Raw genomic sequence first — 21226 nt, 5'->3', positions numbered from 1 at the left:
GGCTCAGTATTGCCTTGGTCAGCAAAATTTAAAACATAATAAGTTAAGATACACTCTGCTCTATCATAAAGTGAAACTTTAATCAGCTCCCACCTAATTTCTTTGCTTTCGCTGAATTTTGAGGTGAAGTCTTACTGCCCGGCAAATAGCGAGATAAAAATAAAAAGCATTCATTCTTTTTTATTAAGAATGAATGCTTTTTAAAAAATCAATTTCCAACTCTAGCATCTTTTTTTGACGAGGTTTTACTTTCCTTACGGGAACTCCAGCGTAAATATACCAATCATCTAAACTCTCTTTTACCATACTCATCGCGCCGACTGCCGTACCTTCTCCTACAGTTACATTTGGAAAAATAATAGAATTAGCACCAATAATCACATGTTTTTTAAAAATAACTTTTCCTACTTTCACATTCCTATATTGATTCGGGACGGTTGGCCCCATTAATGTATTTCCACTGAAATCATCAAGTACTGCATATACGATTGTTTTAGCTGAAATGTTTGCAAAGTCATGCATTTCAATCCCAATTTCCCCTCCATATAACGCTGTATACGCCGAGATGTGCGAATAACTTCCAATTGTGATTTTACCACTTAAAATGCAAAAATCATCAATTCTTACATGATTGCCAACTGATATAGCACTCGGATTATATATACTTGCTTTTTTACTAACCAATACATTTTTCCCAACAGATAAAAATCCAATTTTCTTTAGTTCTTCTTGACTATAAAAACTATTCATCTACCGACACCACCTTCTGCTCTAAACAGATTACAATTTGCTCTACTAGTTCTTTCGTCATTCCTTCCCATAAAGGTAAACTTACGATTCGTTTTGCTATTTTATTCGTTTTTGTTAAATCTGTAGACTTATAGTTTTTAAAAAGAACTTGTTGGTGGCAAGATGGTGAAAAGTATAATCTAGCTTCTATTTTCTGTTTTTTCAGTTCTTCTATTACTTGTATGTTGCGAACTTCTTCTGGACAAATGATAGGCATAAATTGGTGAATAACTGCTTCTGTCTTTTGGACTTTCCACCCTTTTTTCATTAACCCAGTATTTTGTAACAACTGTTTATACCATTCAGAAATACGGGTGCGTTCTTTTAATTTTTGATCCCACTTTTTTATAGTCGCAATCCCAATAGCTGCTGCGTATTCAGACATTTTACAATTAAACCCCATCATCGTGCATTCACGATTTTTATCAAATCCGAAATTCCCCATTCTTTTAATACGTTGTATATCTTCTTCGTTTTTACTATATATGAGCCCTCCTTCACCAATTCCGAACGGCTTTGTTGCATGAAAGCTATATACGATCATTCCACTAAAATCTTGACCGTAATGCATCCCTCCATTCATTAATCCAAATCCCGGCGCCGCATCTACGACAACCGGAATCCCCTTCTTCTCTAATTCTTCATATTCTTCTAAGTTCATCCATGATCCAAAGGTGGCGTACGGGACAACAATCGCAACCTCTTCTTTTAATTCTTCTATCTTATCCAAAAGTACCGTTTTATCCATATACCAATCATCTATTGAAATATCAATAAAGTAAGGTTCCAATCCACACCAAATAGCGGCTAAGGCAGTCGCAGGGAATGTAAAGCTAGGCATGAGAGCATACTTTCCCTTTCTTCTTTTCTTTAGTTGAATAGCCGCCATTAACCCTAACGTTGCGTTTGCTACTGTTGTAACAGCTCCCCTGTTTTGAAAAAACGCCGACATAATTGTTTCCTCAAAACGTTGATTTATAGGTCCATAATTCGTATATATGTGAGATGTATCAATTTCCTTCAATTCGTCCAAATACTCACTTACAGGTACAGTTGAAGCACGTAAAAAAGGAATATTCTCCATATCTATCTATTCCTTCCTATCATTTTCGGACAATATAGAGCATATCTGTTTCAGATAATCCAAATTTCCTAGCACTTTTCATTCCTTGTTTTTCCGCTATGTTATATAATTCTACCTTAAATCCTGCATTCATTAATCGTTGAATAAATCCCGATTGATTATAAATTCTCACATGATCTTCTTGACCAAAAGCTAGTTTCCTCAATTGTGGTGTTACAATTAATTCATTCTCTACAATAAAATCTACATTCATTACGATTGGTACTTGAATAATTCCCCATCCATTTGGCTTTAACACTCTATATAACTCTCGCATTGCTTTGTCATCATCAGGAACGTGTTCTAACACATGACTACATAATATTACATCAAAAGTATTACTATCATATGTAATCCTTGTAACATCAATTTCCTTCATTAATGGATCCTTTGGTTCTAAGTCACCACATACATACGTAATATTTTTATACTCGTTAAACCAATCTCTTAACTTCGCTTCAGGTGCAATATGAAGCATTGTATAGTTTCTATTTAACAAGTCCGTTTCCGTTTCAATGTACGCACGATACAATCTTTCACGATCCATCGAATTACAAACTGGACATATCCCTGTATCTTTATTCCACATCTCAAATTTATATTTCGGAAAATCATAATGTGCTGGCCAAGGTGAAAATTTTTCAAATTGTTGATTGCAATATTGACAATAACAAGATTCTTTCTCGAACATATGAGCAACTAACTTGTTTAATCCTTTTTTTATCTTTTCATTATAAATTTGATCTAGTTCGCCATTTCTTACTGCATCCTTAACTATAAATCCCGCATTTTCTAAACAATAAGATAAACTCTCTTTATACTCACTTTCGGAACTTAAAAATCCACTATTATATGCATCTATAATTAATTCAATCCACTCTTCAATTGTCATTAAAATAAAATGCATTTGTTTTTGATTTTGTCCACTATGTTGTCTAAAATAACTAAGAGGTTCTTGTATATAAACTACTTTTCCTTTCCTCATCATATCTAGCCAAGTTGCAATGTCATTAATAGCAGAATAAGCCTTTCCTTTAAAATATCCAAACTTCCCGTCAAACAAATTCCGATTAAACAAAACAGTTGTCGGCTCACCAACTACATTTTTCAAGTTTTTTAACATATAATTCCCTAATTCTTTTCCTTCAAAAAGTGTAGTTTCTTTCGCGATTTTCATATTTAATGTTGAAGGTGGTAATATCTCTCCATTCTCATCAATCAGTTCACGATATGACGTCACAAATGAAATATTTTCTAACGTCAAAAAGTATTGCATCATTCTCTCGATCTTTTCATGATGAAATAAATCATCATCTAATAAAAAGTTTATATAGTTCCCATCCGCAAGTTCTACACACTTATTAAAGTTTTCGGCAACTAACGGCGTTTCATTTTTAACATATGTAATACACTCATATTCACGTAAGTACGGTTGAATCATAGCATTGACTTCATTATTTGTACTGTCGTCAGAAATAATAATTTCTATATTTTCATATGTTTGATTCAGAGCACTGTTGAGCGCTAATTCCAAGTAATAAGGTCTATTGTACGCAGGAATAAGTATACTTACTTTCGGTAAAGAAGAATTATTATTTATATGTTGTTTTTTCTTTTCTATGTTTATTTTCTTCGCTCTAATTTTTTGGTAATAGTCTAATGTATATAATATGGATGATGGAACTATCCTTCTTGCATAATCTAGAAAATTAGTTACCGCTTTGTCTAACTCTTTTTCGGTGGATAAGAAACCATATTGTTCTCCTGCTATAATACTGTGTGAAAAATCTTCTAACCCATCCATCATTTTATTAGATTCATTTAACTGTTGATCTGGATGTAATCGAAAGTAACTAAGTGTTTCTGCTATATATACTGCTTTTCCTTTACTTAATAAAGATAACCATGAAGCTATATCTACGTTACATAAATACCGCCTCTTATCAAAAATCCCATACGGTTCTTGCAAATCATTTTTACGAAATAAAACTGTTGTCGGTTCTCCAATATAATTTTTTTGATCCACAATTACCTTATTTCCTAATTCTGTCCCCTCTATAATCGTATCCTCTTCAAATAAACGGACAGTTGAATAAATATGTCGTAGTTCTTTCCCTTTATCATCAATTACTTGACGATGAGATGTTACTAGCTTAATTTCATTATCTAGATCATTGAAAAAGTACTTCATCATCTTTTCAATTTTATTCACATGAAATATATCATCATCCATTAAAAAATTTATATACTCACCATTCGCTTCATGAAATAACATTAACGCATTTTCAAACTGTCCGAGAGTTGATCTGTTTTTTATATAAATAATATTTGAATGATTACATAAATATTTTTGTAACATCTTTTCTGTTTCGTCATTCGTGCTGTCATCTCCAACTATAATTTCTATATTAGGGTACGTTTGTTCTAACACACTACATAAAGCCTTTTCAAAGTAGTGAGGACGATTATACGTAGGAATTAATACACTTACCAATGGAAGTTGCTCTACCACCTCTTCAGTTCTTTCAATACGAGTTCTCATTTTAACTCTCTCACCTCTTCGCATATTATTTATATACGCGACACAAAAATCACATTACTTTAACTGTATGGAGCCTATATACTTTTATGCAAACACGAAACAAAATATCATACTTTTCGTTCCTGAATAAACATATTTAATAACGCGGACATTTTATTTGCACCTTTTTTATTCATATGATCACTATCATAAAAATCATCTTCACAAAATAATGGCGAATCAAATAGATCTATGATTTGAAAAGAATATTGAGTTTGAAACTCATTTATAACTTTATAAAAATCTTCTTTTAATTTCTTACTACTACAATTGAAATAATGTGAAGTAACGGGGAACACAACAATTAATGGCTTTATATCGTTTTTCAACAGTAATTCTAAATATTTCTTAAAAATCATTTTATTTTCAACTAAAGTATGAGGATACACCAATTTAGCATGTGAAGCTGCTCTTATTTTCCCGTGTTCTTCAAAAGGAATGTGAAGTGGAATGATATTCCATTCAGCGTTTATCCAAGGCAGTATCAATGATTCATCTTTTAGTTCGTCTAATAAAATATATTCAAAATGCAAATTAAAAATAGAAAGAAGTGGTTTCGGAGTATTTAGATGTAAGAATCCATCAGTGGGTAGAGGAGAATGAACTACAGTATGATGACCATCTTGAAACAATGGATAATATACTTTGTGAATTCTATATGCTTCAGAGGATAACGACATGTCAAAGTAAAACGAGAAATAGGCTATTCCTATTAAACAATATTGAAATGAATGAGTGTTTGATAGAATTTGTGACGCTATTAAATAATCATAGTATAGATCTTGAGATGGAAGTGTTAATTTTATTGACTTTTTTGAGAGGAGCTCCGTACTTATGCCACAATGTGGATAAGACAAACCGGTAGCAAACAATTCATACGTCGGATCACTCTTTGCTTTTTTTATAGAAATGTATAAAGACATAAGATCCGGATTTATTTGATAGATAGAAATTAATTTATCCTTCCATTCATACATGTATTTTGTTAAATTAATAATTTTTGAACTTTGCACGCCCCTATTTATCAAGTCATTTGTAAGTTTTTCTGCGTCCACTCTCCAAATGACTATATATTGAAAAGAATTTTCTATTCGAACAACATCTGAAACGTCTATAACATGAACTATTGTTTTACATTTATTTTTGTCTAATGTATTTCGAATCCTATCCCCTGATAATTCATCACTTAAAACAATGATTTTATATTGCTCCTTCATGCACATCCCTCCATTATATGTATAATATGAAATTCATTTTTAATTCGTAACAATCATATACACCTGCAATCTAACAAAAAAAATAGCTTCACCATTAGGCGTAGCTATTTTTACAATTATTGCTTATTCAAATCATATTCCTTTATCTAACTCATAAAGTTTACAATACTTTTCATTTTCTTTCAGAAGTTGTTTATGACTACCTTGCATGACAATTTGGCCACGATCAAGGAATATAACTTCGTCTACATGTTCTATTCCTACAAGATGGTGCGTAATCCAAATAACCGTCTTTTCTTCCGTTGCAGAAAACATAGTTTCAATTAAAGACAATTCTGTTTTTGGATCTAAACCGATAGTCGGTTCATCAAGTACAATAATTGGTGTTTCTTGCATAAGAGTTCTAGCAAAAGCAACTCTTTGTCTTTCCCCACCAGAAAACCGCTTTCCCATTTCATGCATTTTTGTTTGTAATCCGTCTGGAAGAGAAGTAACATGTGAAGCTAGTTGTGCTTTCTCTAAAGCTTTCCATATCTCTTCATCCGTCGCCTCTGGTTTGCCAATTCTTACATTATTTCCAATTGTCGTATCAAACAAATGCGGCTTTTGATTTAATACAGAAATATATTTAGATAAAAGATTCGTATGAGCTCGTTCACCATTCAATACAACTTGGCCATTTACTGGGCTTAACGCCCCTGTTAACAATTTTAGTAAAGTAGATTTCCCTGTCCCACTTCTCCCTAAAATAGCAATTTTCTTCCCTGCTTTTATTTGTAATGATACATCTTTTAATACAATCTCATTACTATCTGGATAACTATACGATACGTGATTCAGTTCAATATCTACATGTTTTGGTTCAATATAATCTTTCTCTCCATGCAAATCCGTTTCATCATGTAAAACACTATCACTTTCTACGCCATTAAGACGATGGGTAGATTCTACGTACGACGGTATTCGATCGATGGCATCTGCAATAGGAATAAGCGCGTTCGTTACAGATAAAGTCATTAATACGAAAGCTGCGATAACTGTAGGAGCAATTTGTTCACTTGCCGCTCCATTCCCAGTCCATATGATCATCGAAATAACTACAATACCTACTACTAATTGAATGATACTGTCCCGAATATGATACCAGCGTTTCACTCTCTTTTCGATTTTTAACAACTGATCATTTTGTTTTACATACTCATTAATAAATTCATCTTTACGACCACTTGCTTGCCAATCAGATAATCCAAAAACAGCATCTGTCAGTTGTTGATACAAACGGCTTCTGCCTTGCTTTAAAGTAACATGGTGTTTCTTCATCAAAAGTAATGATACAAATGGAAGAAGAAACACGATAATAGCTAACATACAACCTACAATAAGTGCAAACACAAGGTCAAATGCACCGATAACAAGTACGAAGATACTATAAACAACTAGCGCTAATATACTAGGAAATATTGTACGTAAATATAGGTTTTGCAAATGCTCTATATCTTCGGATAACACTCCTAACATATCACCCGTTTGAAATCGAGAACGGAAAAATAACGCCTGTGGTTCTACTATTCTATATAGCTTCGTTCTCATTTTTTCTAATATACGTAGTACGACATCATGTCCGACTAAGCGCTCTATATAATGAAACACAGCTTGCCCTATACTAAACGCTCTTGTTGCAACAATAGGAACATATACAGCCATTACATTTTCTGGTCTAAGGGCAGATTTTGAGATTAAATAACCTGAAATAAAAAGTAACATCGCTCCTGAACTAACTCCAAGAAGACCAAGGAAAATAGTTAAAGTCATTCTACCTTTATTTTGTTTTATATAAGGTTTAACCCAGTTACTCATTTCTCTCCCCTCTCTTCCCTATGAAAATGTAATGTCTCATTCTCTAAAAGTTCTTCATACGTCCCACTTTCTTTCATTTCCCCTTTATTTAAAATAAGGATATGGTCCATTTGTTTCATCCAATGTAGACGGTGAGTTGCTAAAAATACTAACTTTCCATTAAATAGACGTAACATCGCTTGCTTTATTTCAAATTCGGTTTCAATATCAAGATGTGCCGTAGGCTCATCTAATAAAATGATTGGTTTTTTACTTAAAAGCGCACGCGCCATAGCAACACGCTGTTCTTGTCCGCCACTTAGCATACGTCCACCTTCTCCAATTCTTTCGTGCATCCCATTTGGAAGTGATGTAACGAGTGAACGAAGGCCGACTTCATTAATAACTCTTTCAACTTCTTCATCTGTTGCATTTGTTTCATAAAAACGAATATTATCCTTTAATGAAAGCGGAAATATATAGGGTTGCTGCGGAATATAAGCAATATTTTTTTGCCAATCTTCACGAGTAGATCCATCAACTTCTACACCATTTACTAACATCTTTCCACTCGAAGGAGATAAAAAACCTGCTAATACGTCGATTAACGTCGATTTCCCTGCACCACTTTCACCAATAACACCAATAGCACCGTTACCTTCCCAAGTAAAATTAATCCCTTCTAATATAGCCTTTTCAGATTCAGCATTATTAACTTTGATATCTTGTAATTTCAAGCTACTAGAGGCATTCCATACTATATCTTCATTTAAATCTTTCTTTTGTATTCCTTTTTGTTGTTGCAAAATCTCTTCTATTTGCTCCATCGCAATTTGTCCATCTAATGTCGCATGATAATTTGCTCCCACTTGTTTAATCGGCAGAAAATATTCCGGAGCTAAAATCAAAATTGTAAGGGCTGGTAATAGTATAATCGTTTCATCTATTAAACGTATCCCTAATCCAACTGCCACAAACGCGATTGATAAACTCGTAAAGAAATCTAATGCAAAAGAAGAAAGAAAAGCAACTCGCAAAGTACGCATCGTTGCTTTTCTATATCTTTTACTTACTTTTTCAATCTTTCCTTCGTGCTGTTCACTTTTCCCTAAATACTTTAATGTTTCTAAACCTTTTAACGTATCTACAAAATGGTTCGAAAGTACACGATATATCTCATACTGACTATCTGCCATTTTTTGCGCTGCTAATCCGAGAAGAATCATAAATATAATCACGATAGGAATCGTTACAACTAAAATGATTCCAGACTCAATATCTAGCGTAAAAACATATAGTACAATTAGACCTGGAACGATACTACTTCTAATCATTTTAGGAATCGTTAATTCAATATATGTTTTAAATTTCTCAATCCCCTCAATTGATAAGGTAACCAGATGACCCGTTCCAACAGTTTGAACATACCTTGGACCTAATGTGAAATATGCCTCTATCAATTGTTTTCTTAGTAACGACCCTGTTTTTTCGGCAAAACGTTCCACTAATATTTGTGATGTTCGAACTACTATGTTACGCGCTGCAAACGCGATACCAAAATAAACAATTTCACTTAATATTGTTTGTACTGTCTCTCCATGAAATAAAAACGTAATAGCTCGTGCTAAAAAGATTGTTTGCGCAATAATGCTAAAAGCTTCTAAAATACTAATAATCGTTAACGCTACATATAAAATACGGCTACCGGGATAAGACGGAAGTCCTCTTTTTCTTTTCATTAGTACTCCAAATCGTTGTCTGACTTAACAGGTTGTCTAAATACATAATAACTCCATATTTGACTTCCGATAACGAAAGGCAAAATAGCAATCGCAAAGTAAGTCATAAGTTTTAATGCATAAGCTCCTGATGCTGCGTTGTAAATTGTCAAATCATTCATTGCTCCTAAAGAGCTAATCATAACACGTGGGAACATACCGATAAATACACTCGCACTTAGTAAAATGATTGTTAAACTCGTCATAAAGAAAGCCCAACCATCTCTTCTTCTTTTATTTAATAACGTGGACACTAATAGTGCTACAAAAGCTCCGATTGGTACCATAATCCATTCTGTTCCATGAGCAGTGAAAATGTCGGTTTTCCATAACCCCACACCAGCAAAAACAAGAAGTGTAATTAATGAAAATGGTGCAATTTTTATTGCAGCATTTCGTGCACGTTCTCTCAATTTACCAGTTGTACGTATCGTAAGAAATTGTAATCCGTGAACAATACATAGTAGGAGAAACATTACTCCCCCAAGTAACGCAAATGGATGAAGTAATTGCAGGAATCCACCTACAACATTTTTACTCTCATCAATAGGTACACCTACCATAAAGTTTGCAATCGCAACTCCCCAAAGGATAGGAGGTAACATACTTCCAATAAACATCCCCCAATCCCACGCACTCTTCCATTTATGATTATCTATTTTCGCACGAAATTTAAAGGAAACACCTCTTAAAATTAAAGCAAGAAGCATAAATACAAACGGAATATAAAAACCACTAAATAAAGTTGCATACCAGTGCGGAAATGCCGCAAACATGGCTCCACCAGCACAAACAAGCCATACTTCATTCGCGTGCCAGAACGGTCCTATTGTATTTAAGTAAACTCGTTTTTCAAAATCATTCTTTCCTAAAAACCTCGAAACCATTCCTACCCCAAAGTCGAAACCTTCCAGTACGAAGAATCCAACAAATAAGATTGCAATAACTAAAAACCATAACTCATTAAGAGATAACATACTCTTCCTCCTTATCAAATGGATCATGGCTTTGATAATCCTTTTTCGTTTTCTTATTCTTGTGGCCCTTAATGGTACGAACAAATAAGTACACACAAATTCCACCCATAATTAAATACATTGATGTGAATGAAATAAGTGAGAATAATACTTCACCGAATGTTACATTTGGTGATACAGCATCTTCTGTTTTCATTACACCAAATACAACCCAAGGTTGACGACCCATTTCAGTCATAATCCACCCTACTGTATTACCGATGAATGGAAGAGAAATTGCATACACCATTAATTTTAAATACCACGTTTTTTCAGCTAAACGATCTTTTCTTGATAAGAACCATCCGTAAGCTCCTAGAAGAAGCATGAATGTTCCACTCATTACCATCGCTCTAAAACTCCAAAACATTGTATGCACTGGAGGAATATAATCTCCAGGTCCATATTTTTCTTCATATTGTTTTTGAATTTGATTCATCCCTTCAACTTGACCGCTAAACTTATCATACGATAATAGACTTAGCATATAAGGGATTTGAATTTCAAACGAATTTTCTTTCTTCTCTGTATCAATTTTCGAAAATACTGTAAATGGCGCTGGATCCTCACTTGTATTCCATAGCGCTTCAGCTGCCGCCATCTTCATTGGATGTGTCTTAATTAATTGTTGCGCTTGTGCATGACCGAAGAATAATACAAGCGCCGTTGTAATTGTTCCAACAATGATAGAAATGCGGAAAGATTTTTTAAATACTACAGTTTCTTGTCCTTTTGTAATTTTCCATGCACTTACACCCGCAATAAAGAATGCACCTGTTGCAATTGCTGCTGTAATTGTATGCGGGAATTGTACCCATAGTTGTGGGTTTTGAATAATGGCTAAGAAATCATTCATTTGTGCACGACCATCAGCTGCCATTTCATACCCGACAGGTGACTGCATAAATGCACTTGCAGTTAAAATCCAGAATGCTGATAACATCGTTCCAATTGAAAGGAGCCAAATACACATTAAGTGAATTCGCTTCGGTAATTTATCCTCACCGAATACCCATAAACCTAGGAATGTAGACTCAATGAAAAATGCCAGTAATCCTTCAATTGCAAGCGAGGGACCAAATACATCACCTACAAAACGTGAATACGTTGACCAGTTCATACCAAACTGAAATTCTTGTAAAATACCTGTTACTACACCTACTGCAAAGTTAATAAGGAATAATTGCGTCCAAAACTTTGCCATCTTCTTATATACTTCTTGCCCTTTTACCACATACAACGTTTGCATGATCGCAATAATAAAAGCTAAACCAATTGACAGCGGAACAAAAAAGTAATGGAAAATCGTTGTTGATGCGAACTGTATTCGTGCCAATTCGAGCGTTTCCATACTAAAATCACTTCCTTCATAGTTTTTATAATAAAAGTTAATTGAGCAATCTTATCAAACTCAATTATTAAGAAATACGAAAAGACAAAAACATTTTGTATGTATTGTCGAAAAATATGAAGTTTCAGTTTTTCAAACTATTGTAATGCTATTTTTTACCTTTTCACTATTTCTGTAGTGTTTTATTCGTTAATCGAATTGTATAATATACCTGCATAGTAAATTCAGGTTATTTTTGACGTATTATTGACATCATTTTGTCTGAAATATGTCTTTTGTCATTTTTTTGAATCAGATTTTTTTCATTAGCAAAATGTGTTTTTTCAATATACGGCTTACTTTTATATCTATAAAACAATCGTTTTTTCTTCATACACTTGACTTTCAACCGAAAAAATGTCCTCGAAACTACCCTCGATAAATGCTTATTTTTTGTCAAGAGAAAAATGTATTTTCAAAATTCAAACTCGAAATAATGTTATTCAAAAATAGAAAATAACTTCCCTCTCCCTCGACTAAAAGTTCATTTTTCCATAACAAATAAAAAAACTGAGAGTCAATTAGACTCCCAGTTTTTTTATTTATTTTGCTGTATGTTTTCTAACGGCTGGTAATATTTCAGTAGCAATTAATTCAATATTTTTCTCAATTTTATCAAATGGTACACCGCCAAAATCAATTTGTGCCATAAAGCGTTGTTGGCCAAACAATTCATATTGGTAAAGCATTTTCTCAATGATTTGTTGTGGGCTACCAATCATTAAAGCATCGCGGTAATCTATTGCATTTGTAAATTGCTGTTTCGGATACCCACCACCGCGCAGTGTAAGCATACCAGCATTAATGTGAGGGTAATATTCACTAAGTGCATCTTGTGAATTTTTTGCCGTATAAAATAAACTCGTTGTCGCAACTGGTAAACTAGCTGGATCAAATCCACTTTGCTGAGCAGCCTCGCGGTAAGCATCTACTGACACTTTAAAGTTAATTGCTGGACCACCAAGTGTTGTTATCATCATTGGCACACCTGCACGTCCTGCTTTAATTGCACTAGCTGGCGGTCCACCAACCGCACGCCAAATTGGCAGGTTATTATTTTTAGCTCTAGGGATAACTGAAGCATGCTCAAGTGGTGCTCTGAACTGCCCATTCCATGTTACATGTTCCTCTTTATTAATTTTTAATAAAAGATCCATCTTCTCTTCAAATAACTCTTCATAATCATTCACATCATAACCAAGTAAACTATATCCTCCAATACGAGATCCACGACCAGCTACGATTTCAGCACGACCATTAGAAATCAAGTCAATGGTAGCGAAATCCTCATATACTCGAACTGGGTCAGATGTACTTAATATCGTTGCGGAACTTGCAATTTTTATATTTTTCGTAGCTTGCGCGACCGCACCTAAAATAACTGTATGAGCTTGCGTTGTAAAATGCGTTTGATGACTTTCGCCTACAGCAAACACATCAAGCCCTGCCTCATCTGCTAACTTAGCTGTTTCAATTAGTTCGTGAATTCTTTTTTCTGGCGTAATTTTCTCCCCATTATGTGGATTTAAAACATGATCGCCAATTGAATATAACCCAAACTCAATTCCTTTTCTTGTATCTATACGGTATTTTTCCATAGTTACTCTCCCCTTTAATAATGTAGTATTAGTTTTTCTTCTAAAAACGTTGGTAAGTCAAGTATATCTCCGTATTACCTACCTCATCACTTGATTAGTCAATTGATGAGGTAAAAAAAATTACTCTTGCGGTAATTCTTTTTTTTCGCTATGCTTATGAACTTTCGTCATCAGCTCGTATAATATTTTCTGCTCTTCTTCATTTAATACATCATCAAAAAACGAAGATTGAAATGCAAGTTGCTCTGGCAATGCTCTCTCTAAAGCAGCTTCTCCTTGCTCTGTAAGACTAATTGTTTTCGTTTTCCAATCTTGTTTTCGTACAATATATCCTTCTTTTTCAAGACGAGTTAACATTCGAGAAATGCCACCTTGTGTAACAGTTACCTTTTCAGCTAACTCCATTTGTGTGAGTGGTTGATACGTACGTATTTGCAAAAGCACATCAAATTGAGCTGTCGTTAAATCAAAACGTTTTAAAAACTCATTTGACATTTGATTACTTTGGTTCGTAAATCGTATTAAACGTAACCATATTAATGATCCTATCGTATTATCACGCATGTTTCATCACTTCCTAGCGTTCATCTTACTATCACTTTACTACGCAAGTGATAAAAAAGCAAGATAAAATGTAATAAATATAGCGATAGAGTATTGCATAAATAATGATAAGTAAGAATTCATATAAACATGAATTCTTACTTATCATTATTCTTAACTTTTCATTTCATTCATTACTATATTTAAAGCTGCCATAGCTTTTGGCCAACCAACGTAAAAAGCCATATGTGTTATTAATGCAACCAATTCATTCTCCATAACCCCATTTTGTTTAGCTAGCTTCAGATGAAATTGTAATTGTTCTGTATTACCGAGACTGATTAGTGCTGACACAGTACACAAACTTCTTTCTCTTTATGTTAAAGTGGCATCCCGCCACACTTCCTCAAATAATATCTTTTCACTATAATGAGCAAATGCAGGTGACATTTCTCTCATTTTCTTTTTAATATGTACTTCAATAAGTTCATTTTTCATTTTTTTCTCCCTTTATTTTCACCATTTGTGCTATCCCTTGACCAAATGACCAGTTTTCAGCAGCTGTCTCATTTAGTGTAATAAAAATATCCGAAGTTTTAACGTCGGAATATTCCGTTATTTTTAAGGATACCGATTGATACAAATCTTTTTTCTGTTGCACCGTTCTTCCCGGTCCACATGTAATAGAAACATAAATCATATTCTCTGTTCTCTTTTCTCCTCTTTCCAACAAATAATATGGATTATATAAAAATTTGTTTTGTTGGTAAGGTAAGAACATTTGAAAATAATCATTTTCAGGGATGTTAAAATGTTCAATTAATGAAAGATGGATACATTCACCCATTTTTTCCAACTCTTCTTCATTTAATTTGTTTTCAGAATAATAAATCTTCACAAAAGGCATAGACTTTCATTCCTTTTCTTATTTTTAATATACAACAAAATTTCATCGTGAAATGTGTAAAATCTCATATACTGTAACACCCTTATTTACTACAATATCAGGCTTCTCTTCATAAAACTCAAACCTACTATATCCCCATTTATCCGGATTATAAACGATTACATTCCCTAAACACTTTTCGTTGTTTTGTACATCTTCATTCATCATGTTTAATTGAGTCCCAATCAACGTTTTACTTTGAGAAATACTTCCTGCATATTCAACAACATATCTACTTTTCTTAAATCCATCACTTAGATTAACCATTAATGGAACACCTATATGTATTTGTTGCCATCCAAAAGATTGTAAAATGTTATCGTAATACCCTTCAAAGATAAATTTATTCATCCCTTCATGACCATTCCAAATATATAAAGGTGCATAGCAGTTATAAAAATTCCCGTTTTTCTCCGTTTCCGTAATTAAATAAGCTTTAAAATTTAGTTCTTGGAAACCATCAGTTTTATAGCCATTATCCTTTACCCTTTTCTTAATAATCTCCATGTCATAATCCTTTGGAAGAATGACCTTATATTGCATTCCAATCATGTTTATCACTCACTTTCAATCTTATATACATTATGATAAATCGATAAGTGGCTAACGTAAAATAGGTATAAATTATGTTTGGTATCATTTATAATGATAGTGCATAAGGGGCTGAGATACTTGGAAATAAATGATCTTATTATATTCAAAACTGTAGCCAGTGAGGGTTCTATTAGTAAAGCTGCTAAAGAGTTAGGATATGTTCAACCGAACGTAACTGAGCGAATTAAAAAATTAGAACAAGAGTTAGAAACACCTTTACTACATAGAGATAACAAAGGTGTTTCCTTGTTACCTGCTGGTGACATTTTATTAGATTACACGAATAAAATATTAACTCTATTAGAAGAAGTAAAAGATGAAATTAAAACGAGTGGTTCTTCTTATATAATAGCGACGTCACAATCTATTTTGACAAATTATTTAAGTAAGCGTATTAAAGTAAATTTCAGAAATTATCAAATATATGTAGAAAGTAGTAGTCATTTGCAAAAATTACTGCAGCAACAAAAAGTTGATATGGTCATAACTTATGAGGATTATCCTGACGCATCGTTTAAAAAAGTGTTCACAACCTCAATTTCTGTAGGCTTATTAAAAGCGAAAGAAAAATGTACCATTGATTATTCAAAAGAAATTTTCTTCGTTAGCAATGACAAAAAGTGCCCTTTTAGGAATAAGACAATACAATTTCTAAAAGAAAATAATCTATCTCAGCAACAACTTCAACAGTTGGATTCTTATTCGCTTATGGAAGCGTTTATTGATGATGGAAAAGGAATAGCTTTTTTACCGATTAAAAATGATAAATTGGTACCAATTGAAGATGTTCCAATTGAGAAATTAGCTGTTCATTTTTTTACAAATCAAAACTCTTTTAAACAAATCCCTGATGAACTATTTGGTTAATAAAATGACTTTGATTACATACTTTTTTCAAAATAAAAATCCCTCTTTAACGAATATAAAAGAGGGATTTTTATTTTGTATACAATTGATTTTTCACACGTTTTGCTCCACTTCTGTACTTTTCTCCTTCTTATTCCTTTTAAAACTCTTCAATTTCTTAACCGTCCCAACCAATCCTTTCGGAAAAACGAGTAGCACGATAATATACAATAAACCTAGAATAATCGTCCATCTTTCAAAAATCGGATATTCCGTCGCTAGTTCTGATAAATAATATTTTAGTGATTCAATAATCCCAGACCCAGCAATAGCTCCAATTAATGTTCCGACTCCTCCAATCATTGTCATTAAGAGTGCATTTAGTGTCATTTCAATTGAAAATACAGTCGTATTGACAAAGCGTAATGTAATAACAAATAAACCACCGCTAATCGCAGCTACTACTCCTGCAACAATGCTAGCAATAATTTTATAATGAAGCACTTTATATCCTAGTGCTTCAACACGTTGCTCATTTTGTGAAATTGCTTTTAATACTTTTCCAATAGAAGATTTGGTGAAAAGACGTAAGAGAACAAAAATGATAAGTAAACATATAAGTGTTACATAATAAAACGTAAAACGATCACGGAATACGTCTGGTACACCAAATGTAAAACCATCTCCTCCGTGAGTGAGCCCACGCCATTTTTCAGCAAGGACGAAAAACAACTGTGAAATAGCAAGTGTTAACATCGCATAAAAATGACTTTTCAGCCGTAAAGAAAGTAAACCAATTATATAACTAACGATTGCTGAAATGATAATTGCAGCTACTATTCCAATTAAAAAGTTCGTTATTGATACGCCTTGTCGATCAAATAAAAGCGCTACCCCATATGCTCCTATCCCAAAGAACATACAATGACCGAACGATACAATTCCTGTATACCCAAGCAATACATCAAAACTCATTGCAAAAATAGCAAAGATGAAGATTTGAGTGAACAAAATTAACAGGCTCCGTGAATCATTTACGAACGGAAATACACTTAAACAAATGAGCATACATACTCCGAAGTATACTTTAATTCGGTCCGATGTGTTGTTCACCATTTCACCCCTTTTCACCAACAAGTCCAGTTGGCTTCACTATTAAGAAAAATAGTAACATTAACATATTAATTGCAAGTGATAAATCTGGTATAAAATACGCTGTAAAAGCACCAGCTAATCCAACAATTAAAGAAGCAATAGCTGAACCTTGTACGCTTCCTAATCCACCGATAATTACTACTATAAAAGCTAAAATTGCATACTGCATGCCCATCTCGGCGAAAATAACGCCCGAATACGGTGCTAATAAGAATCCTCCCAAAGCTGCCATCCCTGCTCCTAATAAAAAGACGAAAGAAAATATCGCTTTTACATTAATACCAAGCGCTTGAACCATTTCTTTATCCATTACACCTGCACGGATCATAAGACCTATCTTCGTCTTTTTGAGTAATAGTAGTAGTGCAATGTAAATAATTATCCCAATCAAAATAACAAATAGACGATATTTAATTAATATAATACCCCCGAATGTAAAACTTCCTTGTAACCATAACGGTAATTTTGCACTAATAGGGTTTGGCCCCCAAAATATTTTAATACACTCACTAAGAACGAGCATTCCTCCAAGCGTAACGAGCAGCTGTCGAACATGATTTCCATATACCGGTCTAATAAGAAACCTTTCTAAAATAAATCCTAGGAACATTCCCATGGCTACTGCTCCAACTAAAGCTAATATATAACTTCCTGTCATATTAAATAACCAAACACCTGTAAATGCTCCCCATGCAAATAAACCACCGTGTGCAAAGTTTAAAACGCTCATTAGACCGAAAATAAGTGAAAGACCTGATGCTAACAAAAAAATGAGCATCCCTGTTGAAATCCCATTTACAAATAAATTGATTAACACATCCATCCTTTTCACCTCGGATTCATGTTAAGAGATTCCTAAATATTTATGACACATTTCCTTATCCTTTTTTAATTCATTCATAAAACCGTTATGAACAATTCGTCCGTTATCCATAATGTAAAAATAATCGCCAATTTGACTAGCCATCATAAAATTTTGCTCAACAAGTAAAACTGTTGTTTTCTCTTTCATCTTCAAAATAGCTACCATTAATTTCTCCACCATTATCGGGGATAGCCCTTTGCTCGGTTCATCAATAAGTAATAATCCATCACTATTAATAAACGCTCTTGAAATAGCCAACATTTGCTTTTGCCCTCCGCTCAAGAGCCCACTTTTCTTATTCCAAAACTGCTTTAAATCCGGAAATAGTTCCAGCATCCACTCTATTTTCCCTTCTACTTCCTCACCTTTTCCCCTAGCAAGAGCGAATGTTTCTTCTACTGTCAAATCATGAAAAATACCTTGATTTTCTGGTACATACCCTATTCCTTTCCTTGAAATTAAATGTGTAGGTAATCCACTTACTTTTGCACTATCATAATAAATTTCACCATCTGCAATGCGGTGAAACCCCATCACTGAACGTAATGTCGTTGTTTTCCCTGCCCCATTTCTACCAAACAGTACAGTAATCGTCCCTTTCTCAACAGCAAGAGATACTCCTTGCAAAATATGAAACTGATCTAAATACGTTTCTATATTATTCACTTGTAATAGTGCCACTATATAATCCCCCTAAATAAGCACTTTGTACACGCTCATCTTTCATAATTTCTTCTGGCAATCCTTCAGCCAATAACTCTCCATGAAATAAAACGATAAGATGATCTGACAAACCTAGTATCATATCCATTTTGTGTTCGATAAGTACAATTGTGCTCTCTGGATGTTTCTTAATATTTTCAATCACTTGTAATATAGCAGGGACCTCTTCAACCGAAATACCTGCCGTCGGCTCATCAAGTAATAACACATCCGTTTTTAAAGCTAATAACATCGCAAGTTCTAGCTTTCTTTTCTCTCCATGTGCCAAATCTTTCGCTAATACGTTCTCTTTCTCGTGAAGTAATACTGTTTTTAAGAAACGTCTCGCCTCTCCAACTTGTTGCTTTAATTTTGCTGAACTCGGGAAAAAACTATAGTAATCTTGTACGAATGATTGAACACTTAAACGGACATTTTCAAGTACCGTTAATTCTGGGAATATGTTTGTAAGCTGAAAAGAGCGACCGATTCCTAAGCGTGTTCGATCTGAAATCGATAGTTTTGTAATATCTTGCCCTTTAAAATACACTTCACCTGTTGTGGGTGAAATCTGTCCACTTAGTAAATTAAATAATGTTGTCTTCCCCGCACCATTTGGCCCGATAATAGAAATGAGCTTTCCTTTTTGGACAGTTAAATTTACATCTTTAATAACATGATGTTCACCAAAAGATACGCTAAGATTTTTCGTCTCTAGCAAATGTGTCACGAAATCCCTCCCTTTAAAGCCGTGAGTATGAAAGAAATATGTATAAAGAGGGTCCCCCTCTTTATACAAAAACAACAGAAAATTCAGTCTATTTATTTTGAACTGGTGGTTCTGTTTCTTTCATCGTTAATTCTCGCTCTAACACTGGCACCGGATAATCAACACCGTCTTGCTTTTTCAATGTGATAGAATACAGTGTCTGCATCGCTTGGTGGTCCTTCTCTCTAAACTTCATCTTTCCTTTCGGTGTATCAAATTCCATTCCTTCCATTTTCTTAATCAAGGTATCTACATCTGTATCACCTTTTGTTTTCTTTAAGGCTTCTACAATAGAAATTGCTGCTGACATTCCTCCCGCTGTAAACAAATCTGGCACTGCACCATTAAAACGTTTTTTATGCTCTTCAACTAGCCAATCATTCACTTTATTTTTTGGAAGTGTGTGATAATATACAGAAAAACCTTGCATACCTACTAATGCATCCATTGTTTTTAATGCTGGTATATCTGGCGCACCTGTAGAAATTTTAATACCTTGCGCTTCCACATTCATATCTTTCAACTGTTTCCAAGGTGAATTTGCCCCTGCCCAAACGATAAATAAATAATCTGGTTTTGAACTAATGATATTTTGAATATTCGCTGTAAAATCTGTTGAATTTGTATCCGCGTATTGCTCATTCACAATGTTCGCACCTAATTTTTTCGCACCCGCTTTAAATGCAGCAATCCCTTCACGACCAAAAGCGTTATCTGGGGCAAATGTCGCAATCTTTACATCTTTTTTCGCAATTGCTGCTGCTCCTGCAATCGCATCTTGTGAGGAACTTCTTCCAGTTCTAAAAATATATTTATTCCAGTTCTTTCCGGTAATACTATCCGCAACTGCCGGTTCTACAACCATAATCTTTTCATATTCCCCGGCCAGTGGTAAAACCGCTAACGTATCACTTGAACTAGACGATCCAACTAAAAAATCAACTTTCTCTTCTTCTAATAACTTCGTAGCTTTTTTAACTGCTACATCCGCTTTCGTTTCTGTATCTTCTACAACAAACTTAATCTTTTTCCCATCTACTTTCCCAGTTCCACCAGTTGCATAATCTAACCCTAATTCAAATCCGTTCACTGTTTGTTTTCCATACGATTCTAGCGGTCCTGTTAAAGAAGCAAGGACTCCTACCTTAATCGTTTTTTCATCCTCTGTACTTGTTTTCTTTCCTGAACAAGCTGCCGTTATTAATAACGAACCTAAAACACAACCAGTAAACATTGTCTTTAGCCACTTACGTTTTTTCATCGACATTGTGATCCTCCCCATACTTTACTTTCTGATAGAATCAAACACGCCAAAATCCCCTGTCCGTAATCATGACTAACTAATTCGATAGATAATGGAAAACTCTTGTAGTACCCTCTACATTCGGCACAAATATATAATCACCTTCCTATGTAATGGAAACGGACATACAATCAATATATATTCTGCAATCCAATTGAAAATACTGTTTCATTTC

18 protein-coding genes and 1 pseudogene are annotated in these 21226 nt (G+C 34.0%); 1 reads left to right on the top strand and 18 read right to left on the bottom strand.

Annotation, left to right across the window (positions count from 1 at the left end):
* Positions 1-183: 183 nt before the first annotated feature.
* The 13 genes and pseudogenes from QCI81_RS23640 to QCI81_RS23580 form a co-directional block, all read right to left on the bottom strand.
* Positions 184-750 carry an acyltransferase gene (locus QCI81_RS23640; RefSeq protein ID WP_001084183.1) on the bottom strand — a complete coding sequence of 189 codons (567 nt, stop codon included), beginning with the start codon at positions 748-750 and terminating at the stop codon, positions 184-186.
* Positions 743-1873, bottom strand: a complete 1131-nt coding sequence (locus QCI81_RS23635; RefSeq protein ID WP_000427961.1) for a DegT/DnrJ/EryC1/StrS aminotransferase family protein — start codon at positions 1871-1873, stop codon at positions 743-745. Before QCI81_RS23635 ends, QCI81_RS23640 begins: the two co-directional genes overlap by 8 nt.
* 19 nt (positions 1874-1892) lie before the next feature.
* Positions 1893-4454, bottom strand: a complete 2562-nt coding sequence (locus QCI81_RS23630) for a glycosyltransferase (RefSeq protein WP_071730984.1) — start codon at positions 4452-4454, stop codon at positions 1893-1895.
* Between the two features lie 107 nt (positions 4455-4561).
* Positions 4562-5710 carry a hypothetical protein gene (locus QCI81_RS23625; protein ID WP_063547080.1) on the bottom strand — a complete coding sequence of 383 codons (1149 nt, stop codon included), beginning with the start codon at positions 5708-5710 and terminating at the stop codon, positions 4562-4564.
* A 132-nt stretch (positions 5711-5842) separates the two neighbouring features.
* Entirely contained in the window at positions 5843-7567 is a 1725-nt protein-coding gene (gene cydC, locus QCI81_RS23620) for a thiol reductant ABC exporter subunit CydC (RefSeq protein WP_071730981.1), read from the bottom strand.
* A complete protein-coding gene (gene cydD, locus QCI81_RS23615) occupies positions 7564-9285 on the bottom strand; it encodes a thiol reductant ABC exporter subunit CydD (RefSeq protein ID WP_063547079.1) in 1722 nt (573 codons plus the stop codon). The genes cydC and cydD overlap by 4 nt, the downstream gene beginning before the upstream one ends.
* Positions 9285-10301, bottom strand: coding sequence for a cytochrome d ubiquinol oxidase subunit II (cydB, locus tag QCI81_RS23610; RefSeq protein WP_063547078.1), 1017 nt, complete (start codon positions 10299-10301; stop codon positions 9285-9287). The genes cydD and cydB overlap by 1 nt, the downstream gene beginning before the upstream one ends.
* On the bottom strand, positions 10288-11691 hold the full coding sequence (gene cydA, locus QCI81_RS23605) for a cytochrome ubiquinol oxidase subunit I (protein WP_000448869.1): 1404 nt from the start codon (positions 11689-11691) through the stop codon (positions 10288-10290). The genes cydB and cydA overlap by 14 nt, the downstream gene beginning before the upstream one ends.
* A 581-nt stretch (positions 11692-12272) precedes the next feature.
* A complete protein-coding gene (locus QCI81_RS23600) occupies positions 12273-13328 on the bottom strand; it encodes an LLM class flavin-dependent oxidoreductase (RefSeq protein WP_000417549.1) in 1056 nt (351 codons plus the stop codon).
* A 120-nt stretch (positions 13329-13448) separates the two neighbouring features.
* Positions 13449-13892 carry a MarR family winged helix-turn-helix transcriptional regulator gene (locus tag QCI81_RS23595; RefSeq protein WP_001205523.1) on the bottom strand — a complete coding sequence of 148 codons (444 nt, stop codon included), beginning with the start codon at positions 13890-13892 and terminating at the stop codon, positions 13449-13451.
* Positions 13893-14045: 153 nt separating this feature from the next.
* Positions 14046-14369 (bottom strand): annotated as a pseudogene (locus QCI81_RS23590) (carboxymuconolactone decarboxylase family protein).
* Positions 14359-14778 (bottom strand): tautomerase family protein, encoded by a 420-nt coding sequence (locus QCI81_RS23585; RefSeq protein ID WP_071730979.1) that lies wholly within the window; start codon positions 14776-14778, stop codon positions 14359-14361. The pseudogene QCI81_RS23590 and the gene QCI81_RS23585 overlap by 11 nt, the downstream one beginning before the upstream one ends.
* A 42-nt stretch (positions 14779-14820) precedes the next feature.
* Positions 14821-15369: a DUF4865 family protein gene (locus tag QCI81_RS23580; protein WP_071730977.1), complete on the bottom strand. Its 549-nt coding sequence runs from the start codon at positions 15367-15369 to the stop codon at positions 14821-14823.
* A gap of 120 nt (positions 15370-15489) precedes the next feature.
* Between QCI81_RS23580 and QCI81_RS23575 the strand changes: the two genes are divergently transcribed.
* Positions 15490-16278: a LysR family transcriptional regulator gene (locus QCI81_RS23575; RefSeq protein ID WP_063547076.1), complete on the top strand. Its 789-nt coding sequence runs from the start codon at positions 15490-15492 to the stop codon at positions 16276-16278.
* A gap of 93 nt (positions 16279-16371) precedes the next feature.
* On the opposite strand, the gene QCI81_RS23570 is transcribed toward QCI81_RS23575, so the two are convergent.
* The 5 genes from QCI81_RS23570 to QCI81_RS23550 form a co-directional block, all read right to left on the bottom strand.
* Positions 16372-17325 (bottom strand): branched-chain amino acid ABC transporter permease, encoded by a 954-nt coding sequence (locus tag QCI81_RS23570; protein WP_003274156.1) that lies wholly within the window; start codon positions 17323-17325, stop codon positions 16372-16374.
* A 49-nt stretch (positions 17326-17374) separates the two neighbouring features.
* Positions 17375-18235, bottom strand: a complete 861-nt coding sequence (locus QCI81_RS23565; protein WP_000382787.1) for a branched-chain amino acid ABC transporter permease — start codon at positions 18233-18235, stop codon at positions 17375-17377.
* A 21-nt stretch (positions 18236-18256) separates the two neighbouring features.
* The gene (locus QCI81_RS23560; RefSeq protein ID WP_001196696.1) at positions 18257-18958 is read right to left on the bottom strand and encodes an ABC transporter ATP-binding protein; all 702 of its coding nucleotides are present in this window, start codon (positions 18956-18958) and stop codon (positions 18257-18259) included.
* Entirely contained in the window at positions 18936-19709 is a 774-nt protein-coding gene (locus QCI81_RS23555) for an ABC transporter ATP-binding protein (RefSeq protein ID WP_000149328.1), read from the bottom strand. Before QCI81_RS23555 ends, QCI81_RS23560 begins: the two co-directional genes overlap by 23 nt.
* Positions 19710-19797: 88 nt before the next feature.
* The gene (locus QCI81_RS23550) at positions 19798-21015 is read right to left on the bottom strand and encodes a substrate-binding domain-containing protein (protein WP_000062000.1); all 1218 of its coding nucleotides are present in this window, start codon (positions 21013-21015) and stop codon (positions 19798-19800) included.
* Positions 21016-21226 lie beyond the last annotated feature (211 nt).

This window comes from Bacillus cereus group sp. MG20 (genome assembly GCF_040459885.1).
GTDB classification, from domain to species: domain Bacteria; phylum Bacillota; class Bacilli; order Bacillales; family Bacillaceae_G; genus Bacillus_A; species Bacillus_A cereus.
Note: the sequence above shows the minus strand (reverse complement) of the source record. Positions and strands in the feature narration are given on the sequence as shown.